The 19,292-nt window shown below is 70.6% G+C and carries 16 protein-coding genes and 1 pseudogene; 5 read left to right on the top strand and 12 right to left on the bottom strand.

Annotation, left to right across the window (positions count from 1 at the left end; genetic code table 11):
- Positions 1-10 precede the first annotated feature (10 nt).
- From M2163_RS38245 to sucC, 6 genes are all read right to left on the bottom strand, one after another.
- Positions 11-841: an acyl-CoA dehydrogenase family protein gene (locus tag M2163_RS38245; protein ID WP_280896285.1), complete on the bottom strand. Its 831-nt coding sequence runs from the start codon at positions 839-841 to the stop codon at positions 11-13.
- 136 nt (positions 842-977) lie between these two features.
- A complete protein-coding gene (locus M2163_RS38240; protein WP_280848340.1) occupies positions 978-1,499 on the bottom strand; it encodes a carbonic anhydrase in 522 nt (173 codons plus the stop codon).
- A gap of 27 nt (positions 1,500-1,526) precedes the next feature.
- The gene (gene frc / locus M2163_RS38235) at positions 1,527-2,756 is read right to left on the bottom strand and encodes a formyl-CoA transferase (protein ID WP_280896284.1); all 1,230 of its coding nucleotides are present in this window, start codon (positions 2,754-2,756) and stop codon (positions 1,527-1,529) included.
- Positions 2,757-2,835: 79 nt separating this feature from the next.
- Positions 2,836-4,392, bottom strand: a complete 1,557-nt coding sequence (locus M2163_RS38230; RefSeq protein WP_280848342.1) for an aldehyde dehydrogenase family protein — start codon at positions 4,390-4,392, stop codon at positions 2,836-2,838.
- Positions 4,393-4,487: 95 nt separating this feature from the next.
- A complete protein-coding gene (sucD, locus tag M2163_RS38225) occupies positions 4,488-5,387 on the bottom strand; it encodes a succinate--CoA ligase subunit alpha (protein WP_280896283.1) in 900 nt (299 codons plus the stop codon).
- Positions 5,388-5,397: 10 nt separating this feature from the next.
- Entirely contained in the window at positions 5,398-6,528 is a 1,131-nt protein-coding gene (sucC, locus tag M2163_RS38220) for an ADP-forming succinate--CoA ligase subunit beta (RefSeq protein ID WP_280848344.1), read from the bottom strand.
- A gap of 150 nt (positions 6,529-6,678) precedes the next feature.
- Here sucC and frc (M2163_RS38215) point away from each other — a divergent pair, with 150 nt between their 5' ends.
- The 3 genes from frc (M2163_RS38215) to M2163_RS38205 all read left to right on the top strand — a co-directional run bounded on the left by frc (M2163_RS38215) (position 6,679) and on the right by M2163_RS38205 (position 10,895).
- On the top strand, positions 6,679-7,911 hold the full coding sequence (gene frc / locus M2163_RS38215; RefSeq protein WP_280896282.1) for a formyl-CoA transferase: 1,233 nt from the start codon (positions 6,679-6,681) through the stop codon (positions 7,909-7,911).
- A 175-nt stretch (positions 7,912-8,086) separates the two neighbouring features.
- Positions 8,087-9,478, top strand: a complete 1,392-nt coding sequence (locus M2163_RS38210; protein ID WP_280848346.1) for an OFA family MFS transporter — start codon at positions 8,087-8,089, stop codon at positions 9,476-9,478.
- A gap of 1 nt (position 9,479) precedes the next feature.
- Entirely contained in the window at positions 9,480-10,895 is a 1,416-nt protein-coding gene (locus M2163_RS38205; RefSeq protein ID WP_280848347.1) for an OFA family MFS transporter, read from the top strand.
- Positions 10,896-10,998: 103 nt separating this feature from the next.
- Here the strand turns inward: M2163_RS38205 and M2163_RS38200 are convergent, their stop codons facing one another.
- Positions 10,999-11,676: a GntR family transcriptional regulator gene (locus tag M2163_RS38200; RefSeq protein WP_280896281.1), complete on the bottom strand. Its 678-nt coding sequence runs from the start codon at positions 11,674-11,676 to the stop codon at positions 10,999-11,001.
- Positions 11,677-11,913: 237 nt separating this feature from the next.
- Here M2163_RS38200 and M2163_RS38195 point away from each other — a divergent pair, with 237 nt between their 5' ends.
- Together M2163_RS38195 and M2163_RS38190 are read left to right on the top strand one after the other, a co-directional pair.
- Positions 11,914-12,885, top strand: a complete 972-nt coding sequence (locus M2163_RS38195) for a 2-dehydropantoate 2-reductase (RefSeq protein ID WP_280896280.1) — start codon at positions 11,914-11,916, stop codon at positions 12,883-12,885.
- 47 nt (positions 12,886-12,932) lie between these two features.
- Positions 12,933-13,664 (top strand): annotated as a pseudogene (locus M2163_RS38190) (molybdopterin dinucleotide binding domain-containing protein); the annotation flags it as partial.
- A gap of 218 nt (positions 13,665-13,882) precedes the next feature.
- Here the strand turns inward: M2163_RS38190 and M2163_RS38185 are convergent.
- From M2163_RS38185 to M2163_RS38165, 5 genes are read right to left on the bottom strand one after another with little or no spacing between them, the layout of a single operon-like run.
- Positions 13,883-14,929: a sugar phosphate isomerase/epimerase gene (locus tag M2163_RS38185; RefSeq protein WP_280896279.1), complete on the bottom strand. Its 1,047-nt coding sequence runs from the start codon at positions 14,927-14,929 to the stop codon at positions 13,883-13,885.
- Between the two features lie 17 nt (positions 14,930-14,946).
- Positions 14,947-16,386: an alkaline phosphatase family protein gene (locus M2163_RS38180; protein WP_280896278.1), complete on the bottom strand. Its 1,440-nt coding sequence runs from the start codon at positions 16,384-16,386 to the stop codon at positions 14,947-14,949.
- A complete protein-coding gene (eboE, locus tag M2163_RS38175) occupies positions 16,383-17,552 on the bottom strand; it encodes a metabolite traffic protein EboE (protein ID WP_280848352.1) in 1,170 nt (389 codons plus the stop codon). Before eboE ends, M2163_RS38180 begins: the two co-directional genes overlap by 4 nt.
- 3 nt (positions 17,553-17,555) lie before the next feature.
- A complete protein-coding gene (locus M2163_RS38170) occupies positions 17,556-18,416 on the bottom strand; it encodes a TatD family hydrolase (protein WP_280896277.1) in 861 nt (286 codons plus the stop codon).
- A complete protein-coding gene (locus tag M2163_RS38165) occupies positions 18,416-19,150 on the bottom strand; it encodes an EboA domain-containing protein (RefSeq protein ID WP_280896276.1) in 735 nt (244 codons plus the stop codon). The genes M2163_RS38170 and M2163_RS38165 overlap by 1 nt, the downstream gene beginning before the upstream one ends.
- Between the last annotated feature and the right edge of the window lie 142 nt (positions 19,151-19,292).

The following is a 19,292-nucleotide window of genomic DNA, read 5'->3' as shown; positions in this document are numbered from 1 at the left end:
GTCCGCACGGTCAGGACGCGGCGAGGGAGCCGGCGGGGCGGCGCGTGCCCCCGGGTCCGGGTCCGGGTCCGGGTCCGGGTGCCGGGTCGAGGACGGGCGGACGGCGGGTCGCGGCGGCGGCCCGCAGTTCGAGCAGCCACGGCAGGACCGTGCGCTGCACGATGTCGCGTCCGGCGCCGTCCGCGCCGAGCATCGCCTGCGCGGGCACCAGCACCGGGTCGGCGAACACCGTGGAGGTCCCGCTGCCGCGGGGTCCGGCGGCGCCGGGCCGGGCGGGGACGAACAGGTCCGGGGCGTGTGCCGGGACCGCCCAGAGCGTCAGCCCGTCCGGGGCGGCGAGGGGCCGGGACGACCACACGTAGAGGTCGGCCTCCCCCGCCGCGACCACCCGCTGCTTGCGGGCCCGCAGGGCCACCACCTCACCGGAACGGGTGGCCGCGGAGCGCGCCACGAGGAACCGGGTCTCCGCCGCCGGCCCGTCCGGGGCCCCCTCCTCCTCCCACTCCGCGAGGGCGAGGCTGGCGAGATGGCGTCCGGCGGCGATCTCGGTGCGCAGCCAGGGGCCGCCGTGTGCCTCGACGACGGCGACGGCCGCGTAGTGCGACTGGAGCACGGCCGCGGTCGCCGGGCAGACGCGCGCGGTCCGCGCGACCACGTCGACGGCTTCGGCCAACCCCCGTCCCCCGCCGCCGAATTCGGGGGAGACGGTGAGTCCGAGGAGTCCCGCGCCGCCGAGTGCCGTCACGGCGCCGCGGGGGAACCGGCCCTGGACGGCTGTGGCTTCGGCGACTGGTCCGACTGTGCCGGTCAGGACTTCGGAGAGAGCGGTGCGGTACGACACGGGGCGACCCCCTCGGGCGTGGCTGTTTGTCCACTGTCGATTGATGATTGCATACAGTATTCCGCGTGTGAAGGTGACGGCGCAAGGTCAGTCGATCGCCGGACGGCTCGGCCCTCCCCCAACGGGACGGAGGATCTCAGGAGTTCGGAGTGATCTCCCGCAGCAGTCCTGTCGTGACGTCGAAGACGAAGCCGCGCACGTCGTCGGTGTGCGGCAGGAACGGCGAGGTGCGCACCCGCTGGATGGACTGCCGTACGTCCTGGTCGACGTCGCGGAAGGCCTCCACCGCCCAGGCGGGGCGCTGGCCGACCTCCAGCTCCAGTTCGTGCCGGAAGTCCTCGGTCAGGGTCTGCAGTCCGCAGCCGGTGTGGTGGATGAGCGCCACGCTACGGGTGCCGAGGGCACGCTGACTGATCGTCAGGGACCGGATCGTGTCGTCGGTGACGACGCCCCCGGCGTTGCGGATGGTGTGGCAGTCGCCGAGGTGCAGGCCCAGTGCGGCGTGCAGGTCGAGACGGGCGTCCATGCAGGCCACCACGGCCACGCCCAGGACGGGTCGGGCACCCATTCCGGGGTCGGTGAAACCGGCGGCGTAGGCGCGGTTGGCTGCCACGAGCCGGTCGGTGACCGTCGCGGTTCGGGGTACGGAAGTCGACATGGGGCTACCTCACTCCGGTCGAGTCGGTCAGATGACGCCCTGCTCCTTGAGCTGGGGCAACTCGGCGGCGGAAAGCCCGAGTTCATGGACGTAGATGTCCTCGTTGTGTTGGCCGAGGAGGGGTGGGGTGGTGATGGTGGTGGGGGAGTCGGAGAGTTTGAGGGGGTTGCCGACCGTGGTGAAGGTGCCGCGGTCGGGATGCTCGACCTCGACGATCATGTCGTTGTCGGCGAGTGAGCGGTCCTCGATGATCTCCCGGGTGGACAGGATCGGCCCGCACGGAATGTCATGCGCGTTCAGTCGTTCCAGGACCTGCCACTTGGGCAGCGTCGCAGTCCATTCCTCGATCAGCTGGAACATCTTCGCCAGCTTCGGCAACCGCGCCTCGGGCGTGGCCCACTCGGGATCGTCGGCCAGTTCCGGACGGCCGATCAACGCGGACAGCGGCTGCCAGCCCACGGGCTGGACGATGACGTACACGTAGTCGTTCGGCCCGCCCGGCGCGCACCGCACCGCCCAGCCGGGCTGCCCGCCGCCGGAGGCGTTGCCGGAACGGGGGACGTCGTCGCCGAAGTCGTCGTTGGGGTACTCGGCCAGCGGGCCGTGTGCCAGGCGCTGCTGGTCACGGAGTTTGACCCGGCACAGGTTGAGCACCGCGTGCTGCATCGCCACGTTCACCCGCTGGCCCGTGCCGGTCCTCTCCCGCTGGAACAACGCGGCCAGGATCCCGGCCACCGCGTGGATACCGGTGCCGGAGTCACCGATCTGCGCACCCGTCGCCAACGGCGGACCGTCCTGGAACCCGGTCGTGGCCATCGAGCCGCCCATCGCCTGCGCCACCACCTCATACGCCTTGAAACCGGTGTACGGGCCCGGCCCGAAACCCTTGATCGACGCGTACACGATCCGCTCGTTGATCTCCCGGATCCGCTCCCACGTGAACCCCATACGATCCACCGCGCCCGGCGCGAAGTTCTCCACCAGCACATCCGCACCCCGGATCAAAGCGGTCAGGATCTCCCTGCCCCGCCCCGTCTTCGTGTTCAGCGTGATACTGCGCTTGTTGCAGTTGAGCATCGTGAAATACAGCGAGTCCGCCTCCGGCACATCCCGCAACTGCCGCCGCGTGATGTCCCCGCCCGGCGCCTCCACCTTCACCACATCCGCCCCCAGCCACGCCAGCAACTGCGTCGCCGACGGACCCGACTGCACATGCGTCATGTCCAACACCCGCACACCATCAAGAGCCAGTGCCATGCTCGTCACCCATCTCTGCGTCGTCGTGTGTTCGCCGGTGGCCGGGCGGCGCTCCGCACGGACGCCGCCCGGTCTCGCCTCACGGCATCAGCTGGTACTCGGGGAAGTTGCCGGGCAGCCGTTCGCCGGCCGGGCCCTGGGTGACGGCGCGCACGAGCAGTTCGCCGCCGACGAAGGCGCCGCGCCAGGAGGCGCCGAAGCCGCCGAAGAGCTCGTCCCGGTCGCCGCGGGAACGCGGCTTGCCGTGACCGACCTTGAAGGCGCGGATCTGCGGGGCGAGCCGGTCGAAGGTGGCCCGGTCGTCGGTGGACAGGGTGGCCACCAGGGCGCCGTTGGAGGCGTTCATCGCGGCCAGCAGTTCCGCCTCCGTGTCGACCAGGACGATGGTGTCGACCGGGCCGAAGGGTTCCGCGTGGTGCAGGGGTGAGGAGGGGGGCGGGTTGAGGAGCGTGACCGGCTGGACGTACGCCGAGGTGTCCTGGCCGGGCAGGAAGCGGGCGTCCGCCTCGCTGCCGCGGTGCACGGGGACGGCTCCGCGGCTGATGGCCTCGGCGACCTGGTCGCGGAGCTCCTTCGCCTTGGCCGCGTTGATCACCGGGCCGAAGTCGAGGGAGGGGTAGGGGTCGTCGGGGTGCTCGACGGCGAGCGGGTGTCCGAGGCGCAGGGTGCGCACCGCGGGGAGGTAGGCCGTCAGGAACTCGTCGAACAGCTCGCGCTGGACGACGAACCGCGGGTAGGCGGTGCAGCGCTGCTTGCCGTAGTCGAAGAGCTTGGGGATGACGGCGGTGAGCGCGTCCCAGTCGGTGCAGTTCCAGATGCCCCAGGTGTTGAGCCCCTCCTGTTCGAGGACGTGCCGCTTGCCGAGGTCGGTGACGGCGGTGGCGACGGCGGCGCCGGTGTCGCGGCCGCCGACGAAGGAGACGCAGCCGATCTCGGGCGCCCGCACCAGCGCCTCGGACAGCTCTCCCCCACTGCCGCTGACGAGGGTGACGGGGATGCCCTCGCGGGCGGCGAGCGCGCAGGCCAGGGTGAGACAGGCGACGCCGCCGTCGGTCGGGGTCTTGGCGATGACCGCGTTGCCCGCCAGTGCCTGCACCAGCATGGCGTGAACGAGCACGCTCATCGGGTAGTTCCAGCTCGCGATGTTGGACACCGGGCCGTCCAGCGGGGTCCGGCCCTCGACCATCGGATCGATGCCGTCGACGTACCAGCGGACGCCGTCGATGGCCCGGTCGACGTCGGCCTGCGCGAGCCGCCAGGGCTTGCCGATCTCCCAGACGAGCAGGAGCGCGAGGAGTTCGCGGTGCTGGGTGAGGGCGTCGAGGGTGGCCGCGACGCGGGCCCGGCGCTCTTCGAGCCGTATGTGCCGCCAGGCGCGGTGCTGGTCGAGGGAGGCGCGGACGGCCTGGTGGGCGGCTTCCCGGTCCAGACGCGGCGGGCCGGCGACGGGGCTGCCGTCGACGGGGCTGGTGCCGGGCAGGGCCCGGCCGTCGGCTCGCCAGGCGGAGGCCCAGAGGTTGAGGACGCGGTCGTCCCGGAATGCCTCGGGGGCGACCGCGAGGCAGCGTTGCCAGGCGTCGTTCCAGGAGGTTCCGGACTTCACCACGAGATGGGTGGAGTTGAGGGTGGTGGTCATGCGATGTCTCCGCTCTCGGTGCACAGTCGGGGGCGGGGTAGGGGGGAACGCGGCGGGGCGGGGTGGGTCCCCGTCCGCCGTCGGCTGGTTCCGGGTCAGGCCCGAGGGGCCTCGCGGACCGTGTCCAGCAGGGTGAGCACGAGGCGGGCGGTGTCGGTGGGGGTGTTGCCCACCTTGACGCCGACCGCCTCCAGCGCCGCCTTCTTCGCCTGCGCCGTGCCCGCCGAACCGGACACGATGGCGCCGGCGTGACCCATGGTCCTGCCCTCGGGCGCGGTGAATCCGGCGATGTAGCCGACGACGGGTTTGGTGACGTGCTCGCGGATGTACGCGGCCGCCCGTTCCTCGGCGTCGCCGCCGATCTCCCCGATGAGGACGATCAGTTCGGTGTCGGGGTCGTCCTGGAAGGCGGCCAGGCAGTCGATGTGGGTGGTGCCGACGACGGGGTCTCCGCCGATGCCGACACAGGTGGAGAATCCGATGTCGCGCAGCTCGTGCATGAGTTGGTAGGTGAGCGTGCCCGACTTGGACACCAGACCGATGCGGCCGGACCTGGTGATGTCGGCCGGGATGATGCCGGCGTTGGACTGGCCGGGCGTGATGAGGCCCGGGCAGTTGGGGCCCACGATCCGTGTCCCCTTCTTCCTCGCGTACGAGGTGAAGGCGACGGAGTCGTGGACGGGGATCCCTTCGGTGATGACGACGGCGAGGCCGATCCCGGCGTCGGCGGCCTCGACGACCGCCGCCCTGGCGAAGGCGGGCGGGACGAAGACGACGGTGACGTCGGCTCCGGTCTCCCGTATGCCGTCGGCGACCGACCCGAAGACGGGTACGACACGGTCGTCGAAGTCGACGGCCTGGCCGGCCTTGCGCGGGTTGACGCCGCCGACGACGTCGGTGCCGGCGGCGAGCATGCGGCGGGTGTGCTTCCTGCCCTCGCCGCCGGTCATGCCCTGGACGAGGACCCTGGACTCCTTGGTCAGGAAGATGGCCATGTCCCGCTCCTCAACTGGTGTGGGCGAGTTCGGCGGCACGGCGGGCGGCACCGTCCATGGTGGTGGCCTGCTGGACCAGGGGGTGGGCCCGCCGGTCGAGGACGGCCCGGCCGCGGGCGGCGTTGTTGCCGTCGAGGCGCACGACGAGCGGCTTGGTGAGCCGCACCTCGTCCAGGGCCCGTACGATGCCGTCGGCGACCGCGTCGCAGGCGGTGATGCCGCCGAAGACGTTGACGAAGACGGACTTCACGGCCGGGTCCGACAGGATGACCGTCAGCCCGTCGGCCATGACCCGGGCCGAGGCGCCGCCGCCGATGTCGAGGAAGTTGGCGGGACGGGCTCCGCAGCCGGCGACCACGTCGAGGGTCGACATGACCAGTCCGGCGCCGTTGCCGATGACACCGACCTCGCCGTCGAGCTTGACGTAGTTGAGGCCCTTCGCCGCGGCGGCCGCCTCCAGCGGGTCGTCGTGCGCGATGCTCTCGGCGCCCCGACGGGCTTGCCGGAAGCGGGCGTTGTCGTCGAGGGTGACCTTGCCGTCGAGGGCGAGGAGGTGTCCCTCCCGGGTGCGCACGAGCGGGTTGACCTCGACAAGGAGGGCGTCCTGGCGGACCAGGACCTCCCACAGTCGTACGAGGACGTCGGCGGTCTGCGGCGGCAGGCCGGCCGCCCCGGCGATCTCGGCCGCCTTTGCCGAGGTGACGCCCTCGGCGGGGTCGACGGGGATCCGGGCGACCGCCTCCGGGCGGACCGCGGCCACCTCCTCTATGTCCATGCCGCCTTCCGCCGAGGCGATGGCGAGGAAGTGCCCCGCGGCCCGGTCCAGGACGTAGGCGACGTAGAACTCGCTCTCGATGTCCACCGGCTGGGCCAGCATGACCTCGCCGACGGTGTGTCCCTTGATGTTCATGCCGAGGATCCGGCGGGCCGTCCGCTCGGCGGCGACCGGGTCGGTGGCGAGCCGCACCCCGCCCGCCTTGCCCCGGCCACCCGTCTTGACCTGCGCCTTGACGACGACGCTGCCGCCGAGCCTGCGGGCGATCGCGCGGGCCTCCTGGGGCGAGTCGGTGACCTCCGCCCTCGGCACCGCGATTCCGTGTTCCTCGAAGAGGGCCCGGGCTTCATGCTCGTACAGGTCCATGGTTCGGCTCCCGTCTCAAAAGTGCACGCCTTAAAAGTGCTGCACGCCCCCTGGACATCACCCACGGGATGCGGGATAACAATCTTCATACAGTATTCGTCGACTGTATGCAATGTGCCAAGCCCAAGCCTGCTGACGGTGAGGTGATCCGTGACGACGCCGGCTCTTGATGGTGTGCGGGTGTTGGACATGACGCATGTGCAGTCGGGTCCGTCGGCGACGCAGTTGCTGGCGTGGCTGGGGGCGGATGTGGTGAAGGTGGAGGCGCCGGGCGGGGACATCACGCGGCGGCAGTTGCGGGATGTGCCGGAGGCGGACTCGCTGTATTTCACGATGCTCAACTGCAACAAGCGCAGTATCACGCTGAACACGAAGACGGGGCGGGGCAGGGAGATCCTGACCGCTTTGATCCGGGGTGCGGATGTGCTGGTGGAGAACTTCGCGCCGGGCGCGGTGGATCGTATGGGGTTCACGTGGGAGCGGATCCGGGAGATCAACGAGCGGATCGTGTACGCGTCGATCAAGGGTTTCGGGCCGGGCCCGTACACCGGTTTCAAGGCGTATGAGGTGGTGGCGCAGGCGATGGGCGGCTCGATGGCGACGACCGGGTTCCAGGACGGTCCGCCGTTGGCGACGGGTGCGCAGATCGGTGACTCCGGCACCGGTATCCACGCGGTGGCCGGGATCCTGGCCGCGTTGTTCCAGCGGGAGAGGACCGGCACGGGCCAGCGGGTGAACGTGGCGATGCAGCACGCGGTGCTCAACCTGTGCCGGGTCAAACTCCGTGACCAGCAGCGCCTGGCACACGGCCCGCTGGCCGAGTACCCCAACGACGACTTCGGCGACGACGTCCCCCGCTCTGGCAACGCCTCCGGCGGCGGGCAGCCCGGGTGGGCGGTGCGGTGCGCGCCGGGCGGGCCGAACGACTACGTGTACGTCATCGTCCAGCCCGTGGGCTGGCAGCCGCTGTCCGCGTTGATCGGCCGCCCGGAACTGGCCGACGATCCCGAGTGGGCCACGCCCGAGGCGCGGTTGCCGAAGCTGGCGAAGATGTTCCAGCTGATCGAGGAATGGACTGCGACCCTGCCCAAGTGGCAGGTCCTGGAGAAACTGAACGCGCATGACATTCCGTGCGGGCCGATCCTGTCCACCCGGGAGATCATCGAGGACCGCTCACTCGCCGACAACGACATGATCGTCGAGGTCGAGCATCCCGAACGCGGCACCTTCACCACGGTCGGCAACCCCCTCAAACTCTCCGACTCCCCCACCACCATCACCACCCCACCCCTCCTCGGCCAACACAACGAGGAGATATACATCGGCGAACTCGGGCTCGGCGACGAGGAGTTGGCGCTCCTCAGGGCGGGCGGGGTGATCTGACGTGGTGAACCGGAGCCATGTTCCCGGCCCTGCGGGCGGTGGTCCATGACGTGAATGAGCACGGGGTCCGGCGGCGGTGCGCGTCGGACGGACCCCGGTGATCCGTGCGCGCACGAAAGGCATTTGGACAGGGGGCGCTGGCCAGATCTTTCGACGCAAGGAGTGCTTGAAGACTATGACAACCATCGACTACTCGTCGTCCGCCTCCTACAGGGAGGTGACGGACCGCAACGGCCGCGTGTTCCGGATCGGCGAGACCGACCGGAACATCATGGGACGACCACGATGGACCATGGTGCTCTTCCCGTGGATGGGCATGCTGGGCATCAGTTCCTCGGAGTACGCGTTCACGTCGGCCGAGGACACACTGCACGAGGCTCATCTGTGGAGCAGCGGGCACATCTTCTGGCTGATGGGCGTCTGGGTGTTCTTCCAGGCGGCCATCGCCTTCCCCGCCGGACAGCTCAGGGAGAGCGGGAAGCTTCCGGCCCGCTACGCGATGATGCTGGGCGCGCTGGGCACCGTCCTCGGCTATCTGTCGCTCGCGTTCGCGCCGAACGTGATCGTGGCCTATCTGGGCTTCGGTGTGTGCAGCGGTATCGGTGCCGGTCTGGTGTACGCGACCTGCGTGAACATGGTCGGCAAGTGGTATCCGGAGCGCAAGGGCGGCAAGACCGGCATGGTCAACGGCGGTTTCGCCTACGGCTCGGTGCCCTTCGTCTTCCTGTTCACGTCGTACATGGACCTGAGCAACTACAAGGGCGTCCTGGTGACGGTCGGCCTGGTCTGCTGCTCGGTGGTGGCGTTCGCCGGCTGGTTCTTCAAGGACCCGCCGAAGAACTGGTGGCCGCCGCACGTCGACCCGCTGAGGATGACGGACGACCCGAAGATCCGGCGGGCGCTGGAGAAGAACCCGCCGGCCGTCAAGCAGTACACCCCCAAGGAGGCCGCGCGCACGCCCGTCCTGTGGATGATGTGGTTCTGCCTGCTGTGCACGGCCGGCATCAACATCTTCGGCATCGCCTTCCAGGTGCCGTTCGGCAAGGACATGGGCTTCGCGGGCGGGATCGTGGCCACGGCGATGTCGCTGAAGGCGATCGTCAACGGCACCGGGCGCGGGGTCATCGGCTGGATCTCCGACAAGTTCGGCCGCCGCAACACGCTCATCATCGTGTGTCTGGTGCTGGGCACCGCGCAGTTCGGTGTGCTGGTCTCGGGCCAGATGGGCAGCATGCCGTTCTTCCTCTTCTGCTCCATGGTCTCCGGCTTCGGCGGCGGCGCGATCTTCCCGCTGTTCGCCGCGATGACCGCGGACTACTTCGGTGAGAACAACAACGCCTCCAACTACGGCATGGTCTACAGCTCGAAGCTCATCTCGGGGCTCGTGGGCTCCGGTGTGGGCTCGATCGTGGTCGGCGCCTGGGACTACCAGGGCGCGTTCGTCCTGGCCGGCTCGATCGGCCTGGCCTCCGCGGTCCTCGCACTGTTCCTCAAGGCGCCCGGCAGGCCCCGGACCAGCCGTCGGACCGTACCCAACCCGCAACCGCTCGGCGAGGAAATGGCCTGACATGACGGCAGATCCGTACGCAGCACGCAGCGAGACCGACAAGACCGCACACTCCACCGCCGCACCACGTCCCTACCGAGAAGTGACCGACGCAGGCGGCCGTGTCTACCGCATCGGCGAGACCGACCGGGACATCCTCGGTCACTCGCGCAAGCTCATGGTGTATCTGCCCTGGATCACCATGATGGCCATCAGCGTCTTCGAGTACGCGTACGGCTCGGCCGAGGACACCCTGTCCCACGCCCACGGCTGGACGCAGAGCAACACCTTCTGGATCCTCAGTGTCTGGGTCTTCTTCCAGGCCGGCATCGCCTTCCCGGCGGGCTGGCTGCGGGAGAAGGGCGTCCTGACCGCCCGGGGGGCCATGTACATCGGCTCGGGCATGTGTCTGGTCGGGTTCCTCGCCCTGTCGCACCTGGACAACGTCTGGCTGGCGATCCTCGGATTCGGCGTCGTCGGAGGCATCGGCGCCGGACTGGTCTACGCGACCTGCATCAACATGGTCGGCAAGTGGTTCCCCGAACGCCGGGGCGCCAGGACCGGGTTCGTCAACGGCGGCTTCGCGTACGGATCACTGCCCTTCATCTTCATCTTCAACTACGGCTTCGACACGGCGAACTACCACCGGGTCCTGGACCTCATCGGCTGCTACATCCTGATCGTGGTCGTGGGCTGCGCGTTCTTCTTCAAGGACCCGCCGAAGAACTGGTGGCCCGCGGACATCGATCCGCTGACCTACGGCGGCGACGGGAAGGGTGCCGTCGCGCTCGCCAAGAACCCGCCCGCGGTACGGCAGTTCACGCCGAAGGAGGCCGTCAGGACCGGCATGCTTCCCCTCATGTGGGTCGCCCTCGTGATGACCGCGGGGGTGTCGATCTTCGGGATCTCCTTCCAGGTGGACTACGCCAAGGAGGTGGGCTTCGGCCCGTTGGTGGCGGCCTCCTCGATGGGTGTCATGGCGGTCATCAACGGCATCGGGCGCGGGGTGGTGGGCTGGCTGTCCGACAAGTGGGGCCGCAAGTCCACGCTGGTGTTCGTGATCGTGGTCCTGGGGCTCGCGCAGTTCGGCGTGATCTGGGCGGGTGACGTCAGGAGCGAGTCGCTGTTCCTGTTCTTCGCGTTCCTGTCCGGGTTCGGTGGCGGCGCGTTCTACCCGTTGTTCGCGGCGCTGACCCCGGACTACTTCGGGGAGAACTACAACGCCTCCAACTACGGACTGGTGTACAGCGGCAAGCTGATCAGCGGCCTGTTCGGGGGCGGTCTGGGCTCCATGGTCGTGGCGGCCTGGGGCTACGACGGGGCGTACGCCCTGGCCGGAGTCACCTCGATGCTCGCGGCGGCGATCGCGCTGCTGCTGCGGCAGCCGGGGCGGCCCCGGGGCAAGGCCGCGGCACCGCAGCCACAGGCCGCGGCCTGAGCACAGCGGTTCGGACATCAGGCGGCCCTCCCCCACGGCGTTCGTCGGGGGAGGGCCGCCTGATCCGCCGGCACGGGACTGTGCAACGCCCCGTGCCCGTGGGCTACTTCTCGCGGTCGTGGTACATCTTCCGCGTGTGTTCCGTGTGTTGGCGCATGACGGCGGTGGCGCGCTGCTCGTCGCGGTCGGCGATCGCGGCGATCAGCTCACGGTGCTCGATCCAGGACTGGTGACCCCGCTGCCGGGCGATCGGCGTGTAGTACCAGCGCACCCGACGATCCACCTGCCCCGCCAGCTCCGCCAGCACCGCATTGCCCGCCAGCTCCATGACCTTCGCATGCAGTCGCGCGTTCAGGGCCACCGCGGCATCCACGTCGTCCGCGGCCACCGCCCTCTCCCCCTGCGCACACAGATCCTCCAGCGCGGCAACACCGGCACTGCCCGCGTTCACAGCCGCCAACCTTGCCGCCTCCGCCTCCAGCAACGTCCGCACAGTCAGCAGCTGATCGGCCTCCTCGTCGGTCGGCTCATGCACGAACGCACCCTGCGCCGGACGCAGATCCACCCACCCCTCGGTGTTCAACCGCTGCAAAGCCTCCCGCACCGGCTGCCTCGACACCCCCAGATGACCCGCCAGCTCACTCTCCACCAGATGCTGACCAGGCTGAAGAGCACGCGTCGTGATCAACTCAAGCAGCGCACCGTAGACACGGTCGCGCAGTGGACCGGGGCGCTCGAGCCGGGGCACCGTCCCGTACGGCAGTCCTGTCGTCGGCAACATCGCGGTCCCTCCCGTGCGGCGTTCTCGCCGCAGCTGAGAGTCAAGTATGAATTGGTTTTCGCCTACAGTCTACGGCGCACAACGGCCGTGATCGCAGGGCAGGCGGGTGCGTAGCGGCAGCTCACCGGCTTGGTGACGTCACGACTCTTGCTGAGCACTCTCTCCATCCTGTAGACAATATCCAGTCGACAAAGTCGGCAGTTCCTCGGTCACCCTCACCGAACGGAGCTTCCACCCATGAAAGTCGCAGTCCTCGGCGCCGGAGCCATCGGTGCCTACGTCGGCGCGGCACTCCACCGTGCCGGCGCCGACGTCCATCTCATCGCGCGCGGTCCGCATCTGGCGGCCATGCGGGAGCACGGTGTCCAGGTCCTCAGTCCGCGCGGTGACTTCACCGCCCCTGCCCACGCGACCGACGACCCGGCCGAGATCGGCCCGGTCGACTATGTCTTCCTCGGTCTGAAGGCCAACTCGTACGCGGCGTGCGGGCCGCTGATCGAGCCCCTTCTCACCGACACCACCGCGGTCGTCGCCGCGCAGAACGGCATCCCCTGGTGGTACTTCCACCGGCACGGCGGCCCGCACGACGGCCACCGCATCGAGAGCGTGGACCCGGGGGGCGCGGTCAGTGCGGTGCTCGCTCCCTCCCGGGCCATCGGCTGTGTCGTCTACGCGGCCACGGAGCTCGAAGGGCCGGGTGTCGTACGGCACTTGGAGGGGACGCGGTTCTCCATCGGGGAGCCCGACCGCAGTCTCTCGCCCCGCTGTCTGGCCTTCAGCGAGGCCATGCAGGCCGGAGGGCTCAAGTGTCCGGTCGAACCCGATCTGCGGGACGACATCTGGCTCAAGCTGCTGGGCAACATCTCCTTCAACCCCATCAGCGCGCTGGCCCGTGCGACCATGCGCCAGATGTGCCTGCACGGCGGCACCCGCAAGGTCATCGAGACGATGATGGCCGAGACCCTCGCGGTCGCGGAGGCCCTCGGCTGCACGGTCGGGGTCTCCATCGAGCGTCGTCTGGCCGGCGCCGAGCGCGTGGGCGATCACCGCACCTCCACGCTCCAGGACCTGGAGCGCGGCAAGCCCCTGGAGCTGGACGTCCTGCTCACCGCGGTCATCGAGCTGGCGGAGATCACCGGGGTGGACGTGCCGACGCTGCGTACCGTCCACGCCCTCTCCGACCTGCTCGCGCTCCGGTCCGCCGCATGACGGACCTGGGCGCCCACACCATCGGGTCGGGAGTCCGGTACCGGCCGAACGCCGGTACCGGGGTCCCGATGGCCCATGCGATCGGCCGGGAGATCGTGCGAGCGGGGCTGGCCGACCGGGAGTTCATCGAGCGCTCGACCTCCGGCTTCGAGGAGTACAGGCGGCTCGTCGAGCCGTGGACGGTGTCGCTCGCGGTGAAGGTGACGGGCGTACCGGCGGCCGCGGTGAGGGAGTTGGCGTACCGCTGGGGGCACGGGGAGCCGGTGGGGGTGTTCGACGGCGTCGGGCTGGCGGAGGCCCGCGCGCTGGCCGACCTGTCGCTGCTCACCGGGCGCGGTCACGGCGACCCGAGACGGCGTACGCCGTTCCACCTGGTCCGGCATACGCCTCCCGTCGATCTGACGGACGAGACGTATCCGGTCCGGCTGACCAGAGGACGCCGTCTCGGCACGGACAACTCCCGGCTGCTGAGGAGTGGTTCGGCGTCGTCGCTGCGGCGGGCCGAGTGTGTCGAGCTGAGTCCGGAGGACGCCGAGCGCTTCGGGGTGGTGGTCGGCGAGGAGGTGCGGGTCGCCACCCGGCGGGGTGCGACGACGGCGCCGGTGTGGGTGGATCCGGCGTTGCGGCCGGCTCTGGCGTTCATGACCGGCCGCCCGCCGGACGGGACGGGTGCCGAACGGGCGGCGGCGAAGGCCAGTTGTCCGATCGCGGGGGCCGTCGAGTTCGAGGCGGCCGCGGTCCGGATCGAGAGGATGCCCGTCGGGACGGTTCGGAGGTGAGACCCTCCCTCGCCGTCGGCCTCGCCACCGAAACCGGCTCACCCTCATCGGCTGCCTCCGCGGCCACTCCATGAACGTGCACGCGGGAGAGGAGCGCCTCACCCCGGCGGTCGTTCCGGCCGTCCGGGGCTGACGGTCCTCCCCGCTGCACGCGGCGGGACCCCGACCGGCGGGGAGCGCCCCCTGCGCCCTCGGGGTCCCGCCTCAGTCGTGTGCGGTCAGCACTTCTCCCGCAGCGAGTGCAGGTGGGCGCTGGAGCGGCGGGCGAAGGTGAACGACTCGGCGGGCTGGTCGTGTTCGGCCTGCCAGTGGTGGGCGAGGCGTTCGCCCCGCAGGCGGGTCACGGCGGAGATGAACTTCTGGTAGTTGATGTCGCCGTCGCCGACGTCGGTCATGCGGTAGCCGTAGGTGTCGGCAGGGTCGCGCACCCCGTCCTTGACGTGGAAGAGCGGGTAGCGGTGGGGCTGCCTGAGGACGTAGTCCAGGGGCTCGAAGGGTGCGGGTGTGCCGTCGGGCCGCCGGGAGAAGCGGAACTGGCCGGAGTACGCCCAGAAGATGTCCATCTCCAGGAACACCAGGTCGGGGTCGGTCTCCTTGAGCAGCACGTCGTAGAGCCGGACCTTGGGGTTGTCGGTGGCGAAGGAGAACTCCTCGGAGTGGTTGTGCTGGTAGAACTTCATGCCGCGGGCCTTCGCGGCCGCGCCGTAGGTGTTGAACTCCTCGGCGGCACGCTTCCACGCGTCGACGGTCGAGCCGTAGCGGAACGGTCCCGAGGCGGTGCCTATGTGCTTGAGGCCGAGGGCCTGGGCGTCGTCGAGGACCTGGGTGAGGTTCTGGGCGAAGGTGTAGGCGTTCGGGTCGTCGGAGTAGTAGCCGACGTGGCTGCCGATCGGGTTCAGTCCGTGGTCGCGGGCCAGGCGCCTGAGCTGGGCGAGGGTGATCGGTCCGGCCGAGCCCTGGCTGTAGCCGGCGAACTCGACCTCGTCGTAGCCGTACTTCTCCAGTTCGGCGAAGACCGGCGCGAAGCCGAGGGTGGAGACCTTGTCGCGGAGGCTGTAGAGCTGGATGCCGAGGCGGCCGGGGGGCAGGACCGGGCGTCCGCGGCCGTGGCCGGTGGTGCCGGTCGCGGCCTGGGTGGCGGCGCCGGCCGGGGAGGCCGCGGTGCCCAGCAGCACGGCGGCGGTGGCGCCCGCGGCCACGCCGAGCATGCCTCGTCTGGTGAGGCGGTGGGTGAGTTCGGGGTCGGACTGGAACCTGCGGCTCATGTCTGGACTCCTCGGGGTCACAGGGCGTTGTCAGTGGCGGGTGCTTCACTGGGGACCGGTCGGGAAAGACCGGCCAGCCGGAGCAGGAGTGACTTCACGTCGGTGGCCGCGATGCGGTCGCCGACAGCACGGGGGGTGGAGCAGATGAGCAGCGGACCTTCGTCGTCGCTCTCGGGCAGGCGGCCGTGGCTGCCGCGAATAGGCGACGGGTCGAGGGGCACGACCGCCATGCGGTAGCGCAGGCCGAGCTTCTTGCGGGCCAGTGCGGTGGCCGCCTTGACCTTGACGTACGGGTCGAGCGGGTCCATGAAGAGTTCGACCGGGTCGTAGCCGGGTTTGCGGTGGATCTCGACGAGCTGCGCGAAGTCGGGCGCGCGGTCGTCGTCGAGCCAGTAGTAGTACGTGAACCAGGCGTCCGGCTCCGCCACGGCGACGAGTTCGCCGGCACGCGGATGGTCGAGGTGGTGGGCCTTCTTGCCCTCGTCGTCGAGGAGTTGCCCGATGCCGGGCAGGCCGTCGAGGGCGGCGCGGGTGGCGTCCAGGTCCTCGGGGCGGCGGACGTAGACGTGGGCGATCTGGTGGTCGGCGACGGCGAAGGCGCGGGAGGCCATCGGGTCGAGGTACTCCATGCCGTCCTGGGTGTGCACCTCGAGGAGACCGGCGCGGCGCAGGGCGCGGTTGATGTCGACCGGTCGGCTGACGCGGGTGATGCCGTACTCGGACAGGGCGACGACGGTACGCCCCTCCGCGCGGGCGTCGTCCAGGAGCGGGGCCAGTGCCCGGTCGAGGTCGGCTGCTGCTTTGAGGGAGCGTGGGTCGTCGGGCCCGAAGCGTTGCAGGTCGTAGTCGAGGTGGGGGAGGTAGCAGAGCGTCAGGTCGGGGTGGCGGGTGGCCATGATGTGGCGGGTGGCGTCGATGATCCACTGGCTGGAGACGAGGTCGGCGCCGGGTCCCCAGAAGTGGAAGAGGGGGAAGGTGCCGAGTTTCTCGGTGAGTTCGTCGTGCAGGGCCGGGGGCCGGGTGTAGCAGTCGGGTTCCTTGCGGCCGTCGGCGTAGTAGACGGGACGGGGGGTGACGGTGACGTCGGTGTCGGCGCCCATGGCGTACCACCAGCAGATGTTGGCCACGGTGTAGCCGGGGTGGGCGCGGCGGGCGGCGTCCCACAGTTTGTCGCCGGCGACCAGGCCGTTGTGCTGACGCCACAGCAGGACCTCGCCCAGCTCGCGGAAGTACCAGCCGTTGCCGACGATGCCGTGCTCGGCGGGGTGGGTGCCGGTGAGGAAGGTGGACTGGGCGGCGCAGGTGACGGCGGGCAGGACGGTGCCGAGCGGGGCATGGGAGCCGGAGCGGGCGAGGGTCTTGAGGTGGGGCATGTGGTGGAGGAGGCGGGGGGTGAGGCCGACGACGTCGAGGACGAGGAGGGGGGTCGGGCCCGTTGTCGGGGTGTGGTGGGTCATGGCAGCTCCTTGAGGCCGAGGTCCGTCAGCAGGTCGCGCACGAGGGTGAGTTCGGCGGCGATGCCGTCGGCGAGCTGCGGGCGGCCGCGGGGGCGGAGTTCGGGAGGGAGGGCCTGCCAGGTGTAGGTCTCCACCTCCAGGTGGCGGGTGAGGGGGCGGGAGCCGCCGACGAGCCGGGTGAGGGTGGACTCGAGGACCGGGAGCGTGGAGGTGAGGGGGGCGGCGGGGGCCGCGTGCAGGGGGACGTGGAAGTGGGCGCGCCAGGGTGCTCCGTCGGGCAGGGCGTCGCCGGTGAGTGCTTCGCCGAGGTCGTCGGTGCCGCGCAGTCCGGCGGCGGTGGAGGTGCGGGTCTGGTGCAGGAAGCGGGGTTCGTCGAAGGCGGCGAGTGCCTCGCGGACCTCGGGCAGGTGGGGGTGTTCGGCGTGCAGGGCGGCGGAGAGCTGGGTCTTGACGACGGGGACGCGGGCTTCGGTGAGGGCGTCCAGGGCGGTGTGCGGGTCTTCGAAGGAGGTGGCGAGGTGGCAGGTGTCGACGCAGATGCCGATGCGGTCGTGGGCGATCGCGGTCAGGGGGGCGAGGGCGTCACGGGTGGTCTCGACGACGCAGCCGGGTTCGGGTTCGAGTCCGACGCGGATGGAGCGGCCGGTCAGTTCCTGGAGGGCGTCGAGGCGTTCGGCGAGGGTGCGCAGGGCGGTGCGGGCCTTGTCGGCGCTCGCGTCGTCGTAGGGGGTGCGCCAGGCCAGCGGGAGGGTGGAGATGCTGCCTTCGGTGACGTCGTCGGGGAGGAGGCCGGTCAGGACGCGGGCCAGGGCGGTGGTGTGGTCGAGGCGTTCGGGGTCGGTCCAGTCGGGCCGGTAGACGCGGTACTTGACCTCCTCGGCGCCGAAGCCCTCGTAGGGGAAGCCGTTGAGGGTGACGACTTCGAGGCCGCGGCGGTCGAGTTCCCCGCGCAGGCCGCGCAGCGCGGAGGGGTCGCTGACCAGGGCGTGGGCGGCGTCGTGGGCGAGCCAGAGGCCGATGCCGAGGCGGTCGCGGCCGAGGCGGCGGCGGACGGGCTCGCAGTGGTCGCGGAGCTGGGCGAGGACGCCGTCGAGGGTTTCGGCGGGGTGGACGTTGGTGCAGTAGGCGAGGTGGACGGTGGTGCCGTCGGGGTGGCGGAAGCGCATGGCTCACGCCTCCGTGGTGCGCGGGCCCCGGAGGATGGAGTTGCCCTCGTGGGTGGGGTCGGTGACCGGCACGTCGAGGTTCAGGCGGCCGCTGAATCCGTAGAAGGCGACGGGGTTGCGCCACAGGACGCGGTCGACGTCGTCCTCGGTGAAGCCTTCGGCGAGCATCAGGTCGGCGACCTTGCGGGTCTTGAGGGGGTCGCTGCGGCCCCAGTCGGCGGCGGAGTTCACCAGGACCTGTTCGGGGCCGTACTCCCGCAGGAGGGCGACCATGCGCTCCTCGTCCATCTTGGTGTCGGGATAGACGGAGAAGCCCAGCCAGCAGCCGCTGTCCTTGGCCTCCTTGACGGTGGTCTCGTTGAGGTGGTCGATCAGGACCCGGTCCGTCGGCAGGTCGGACTCACGGACGACGTCGAGGGTGCGGCGCAGGCCGGCGAGCTTGTCGCGGTGCGGGGTGTGGACGAGCGCGGGCAGCTCGTGGTCGGCGGCGAGCTGGAGCTGGGCGGCCAGCGCGGTGTCCTCGGCGGGGGTCATGGAGTCGTAGCCGATCTCGCCGACGGCGACGACCTGGTCCTTGACGAGGTAGCGGGGCAGTTCGTCGAGGACGGGCAGGCAGCGCGGGTCGTTGGCCTCCTTGGGGTTGAGGGCGAGGGTGCAGTGGTGGGCGATGCCGTACTGGGCGGCGCGGAAGGGTTCCCAGCCCAGCAGGGAGTCGAAGTAGTCGAGGAAGGTGGCGGGAGAGGTGCGGGGCTGGCCCAGCCAGAAGGACGGTTCGACCACGGCCCGCACGCCGGCGGTGTGCATGGCCTGGTAGTCGTCGGTGGTGCGGGACGTCATGTGGATGTGGGGGTCGAAGATGCGCATCAGGACTCCTTGCCGTGGGTGCCGTCCGCGTGGTCGGGGCCGTGGTCGGCGGCCGGCGCGGGTGGGGTGGCGGTGGGGTCGGTGAGGGTCAGGACGCGGTGCAGGTCCTCCGGTACGGGGCGGCCCGCGGCGGTGCGTTCGGCGGCGTAGTCGCCGAGCATGCGGGCGAGTTCGGTGTCGGCGCGGGCCCGGCGGTCGAGGTCGGCCACCTCGGTCACGGGCACGCCGGTGAACAGGCACTTGAGGACGGCGTGGCGCCAGTGGTGGGCGTCGAGGTGGCGGGCGGCGTAGGGGCCGACGGCAGCGGCCAGGAGCCGGGTGTCGTTGGTGCGCAGGGCGTCCTCGACGAGCGGGAGGGCCTGCGGTCCGGGTACGAGGTGGGGCAGGGCGTGCAGGACGGCGCGGCGTTCGGCGGCGGTGCCCTGGGCGTAGACCCGGGTCAGGGCGTCGGGGTCGGCGCGGGCCGCGTGCAGGATCAGGATGCGGGCGGCGTCGGCGTGTTCGGGGCCGCAGCGGCGTCCGGCCTCGGCGAGGCGCAGCTCCCACACGGAGATCGGGCCGTGGGTGCCGGGGTGGGCGGCGGCCTCGTCGAGGGCCTTCTCGAGCCAGTCGCGGGCGGCGTCGTCGAGGCGGTCGGCGAGGTGGCTGTGCAGGTCGTGCAGCGGGGTCCGGGCGAGGGTGGTGCCCTGGGTGTCTGCCGCGGGGGTCGCCTGGTGGGCCTGGGGGTGGGTCATGGAGTGCTTCCTTGTGAGAGCGCCACTGCCTGACGGAGGGAGGGGAGGGAGTGTTCGGCGAGGTGGGGGGCCGCGTGGGGATGCCGGTGCAGGTCGACGGTGGTTCGGGCATGGGTGGCCGCCGACCGTGGAACGCCGGGCG

It is taken from the genome of Streptomyces sp. SAI-135, assembly GCF_029893805.1.
Lineage (GTDB): Bacteria > Actinomycetota > Actinomycetes > Streptomycetales > Streptomycetaceae > Streptomyces.
This window is presented reverse-complemented; position numbering and strand designations above follow the sequence as displayed.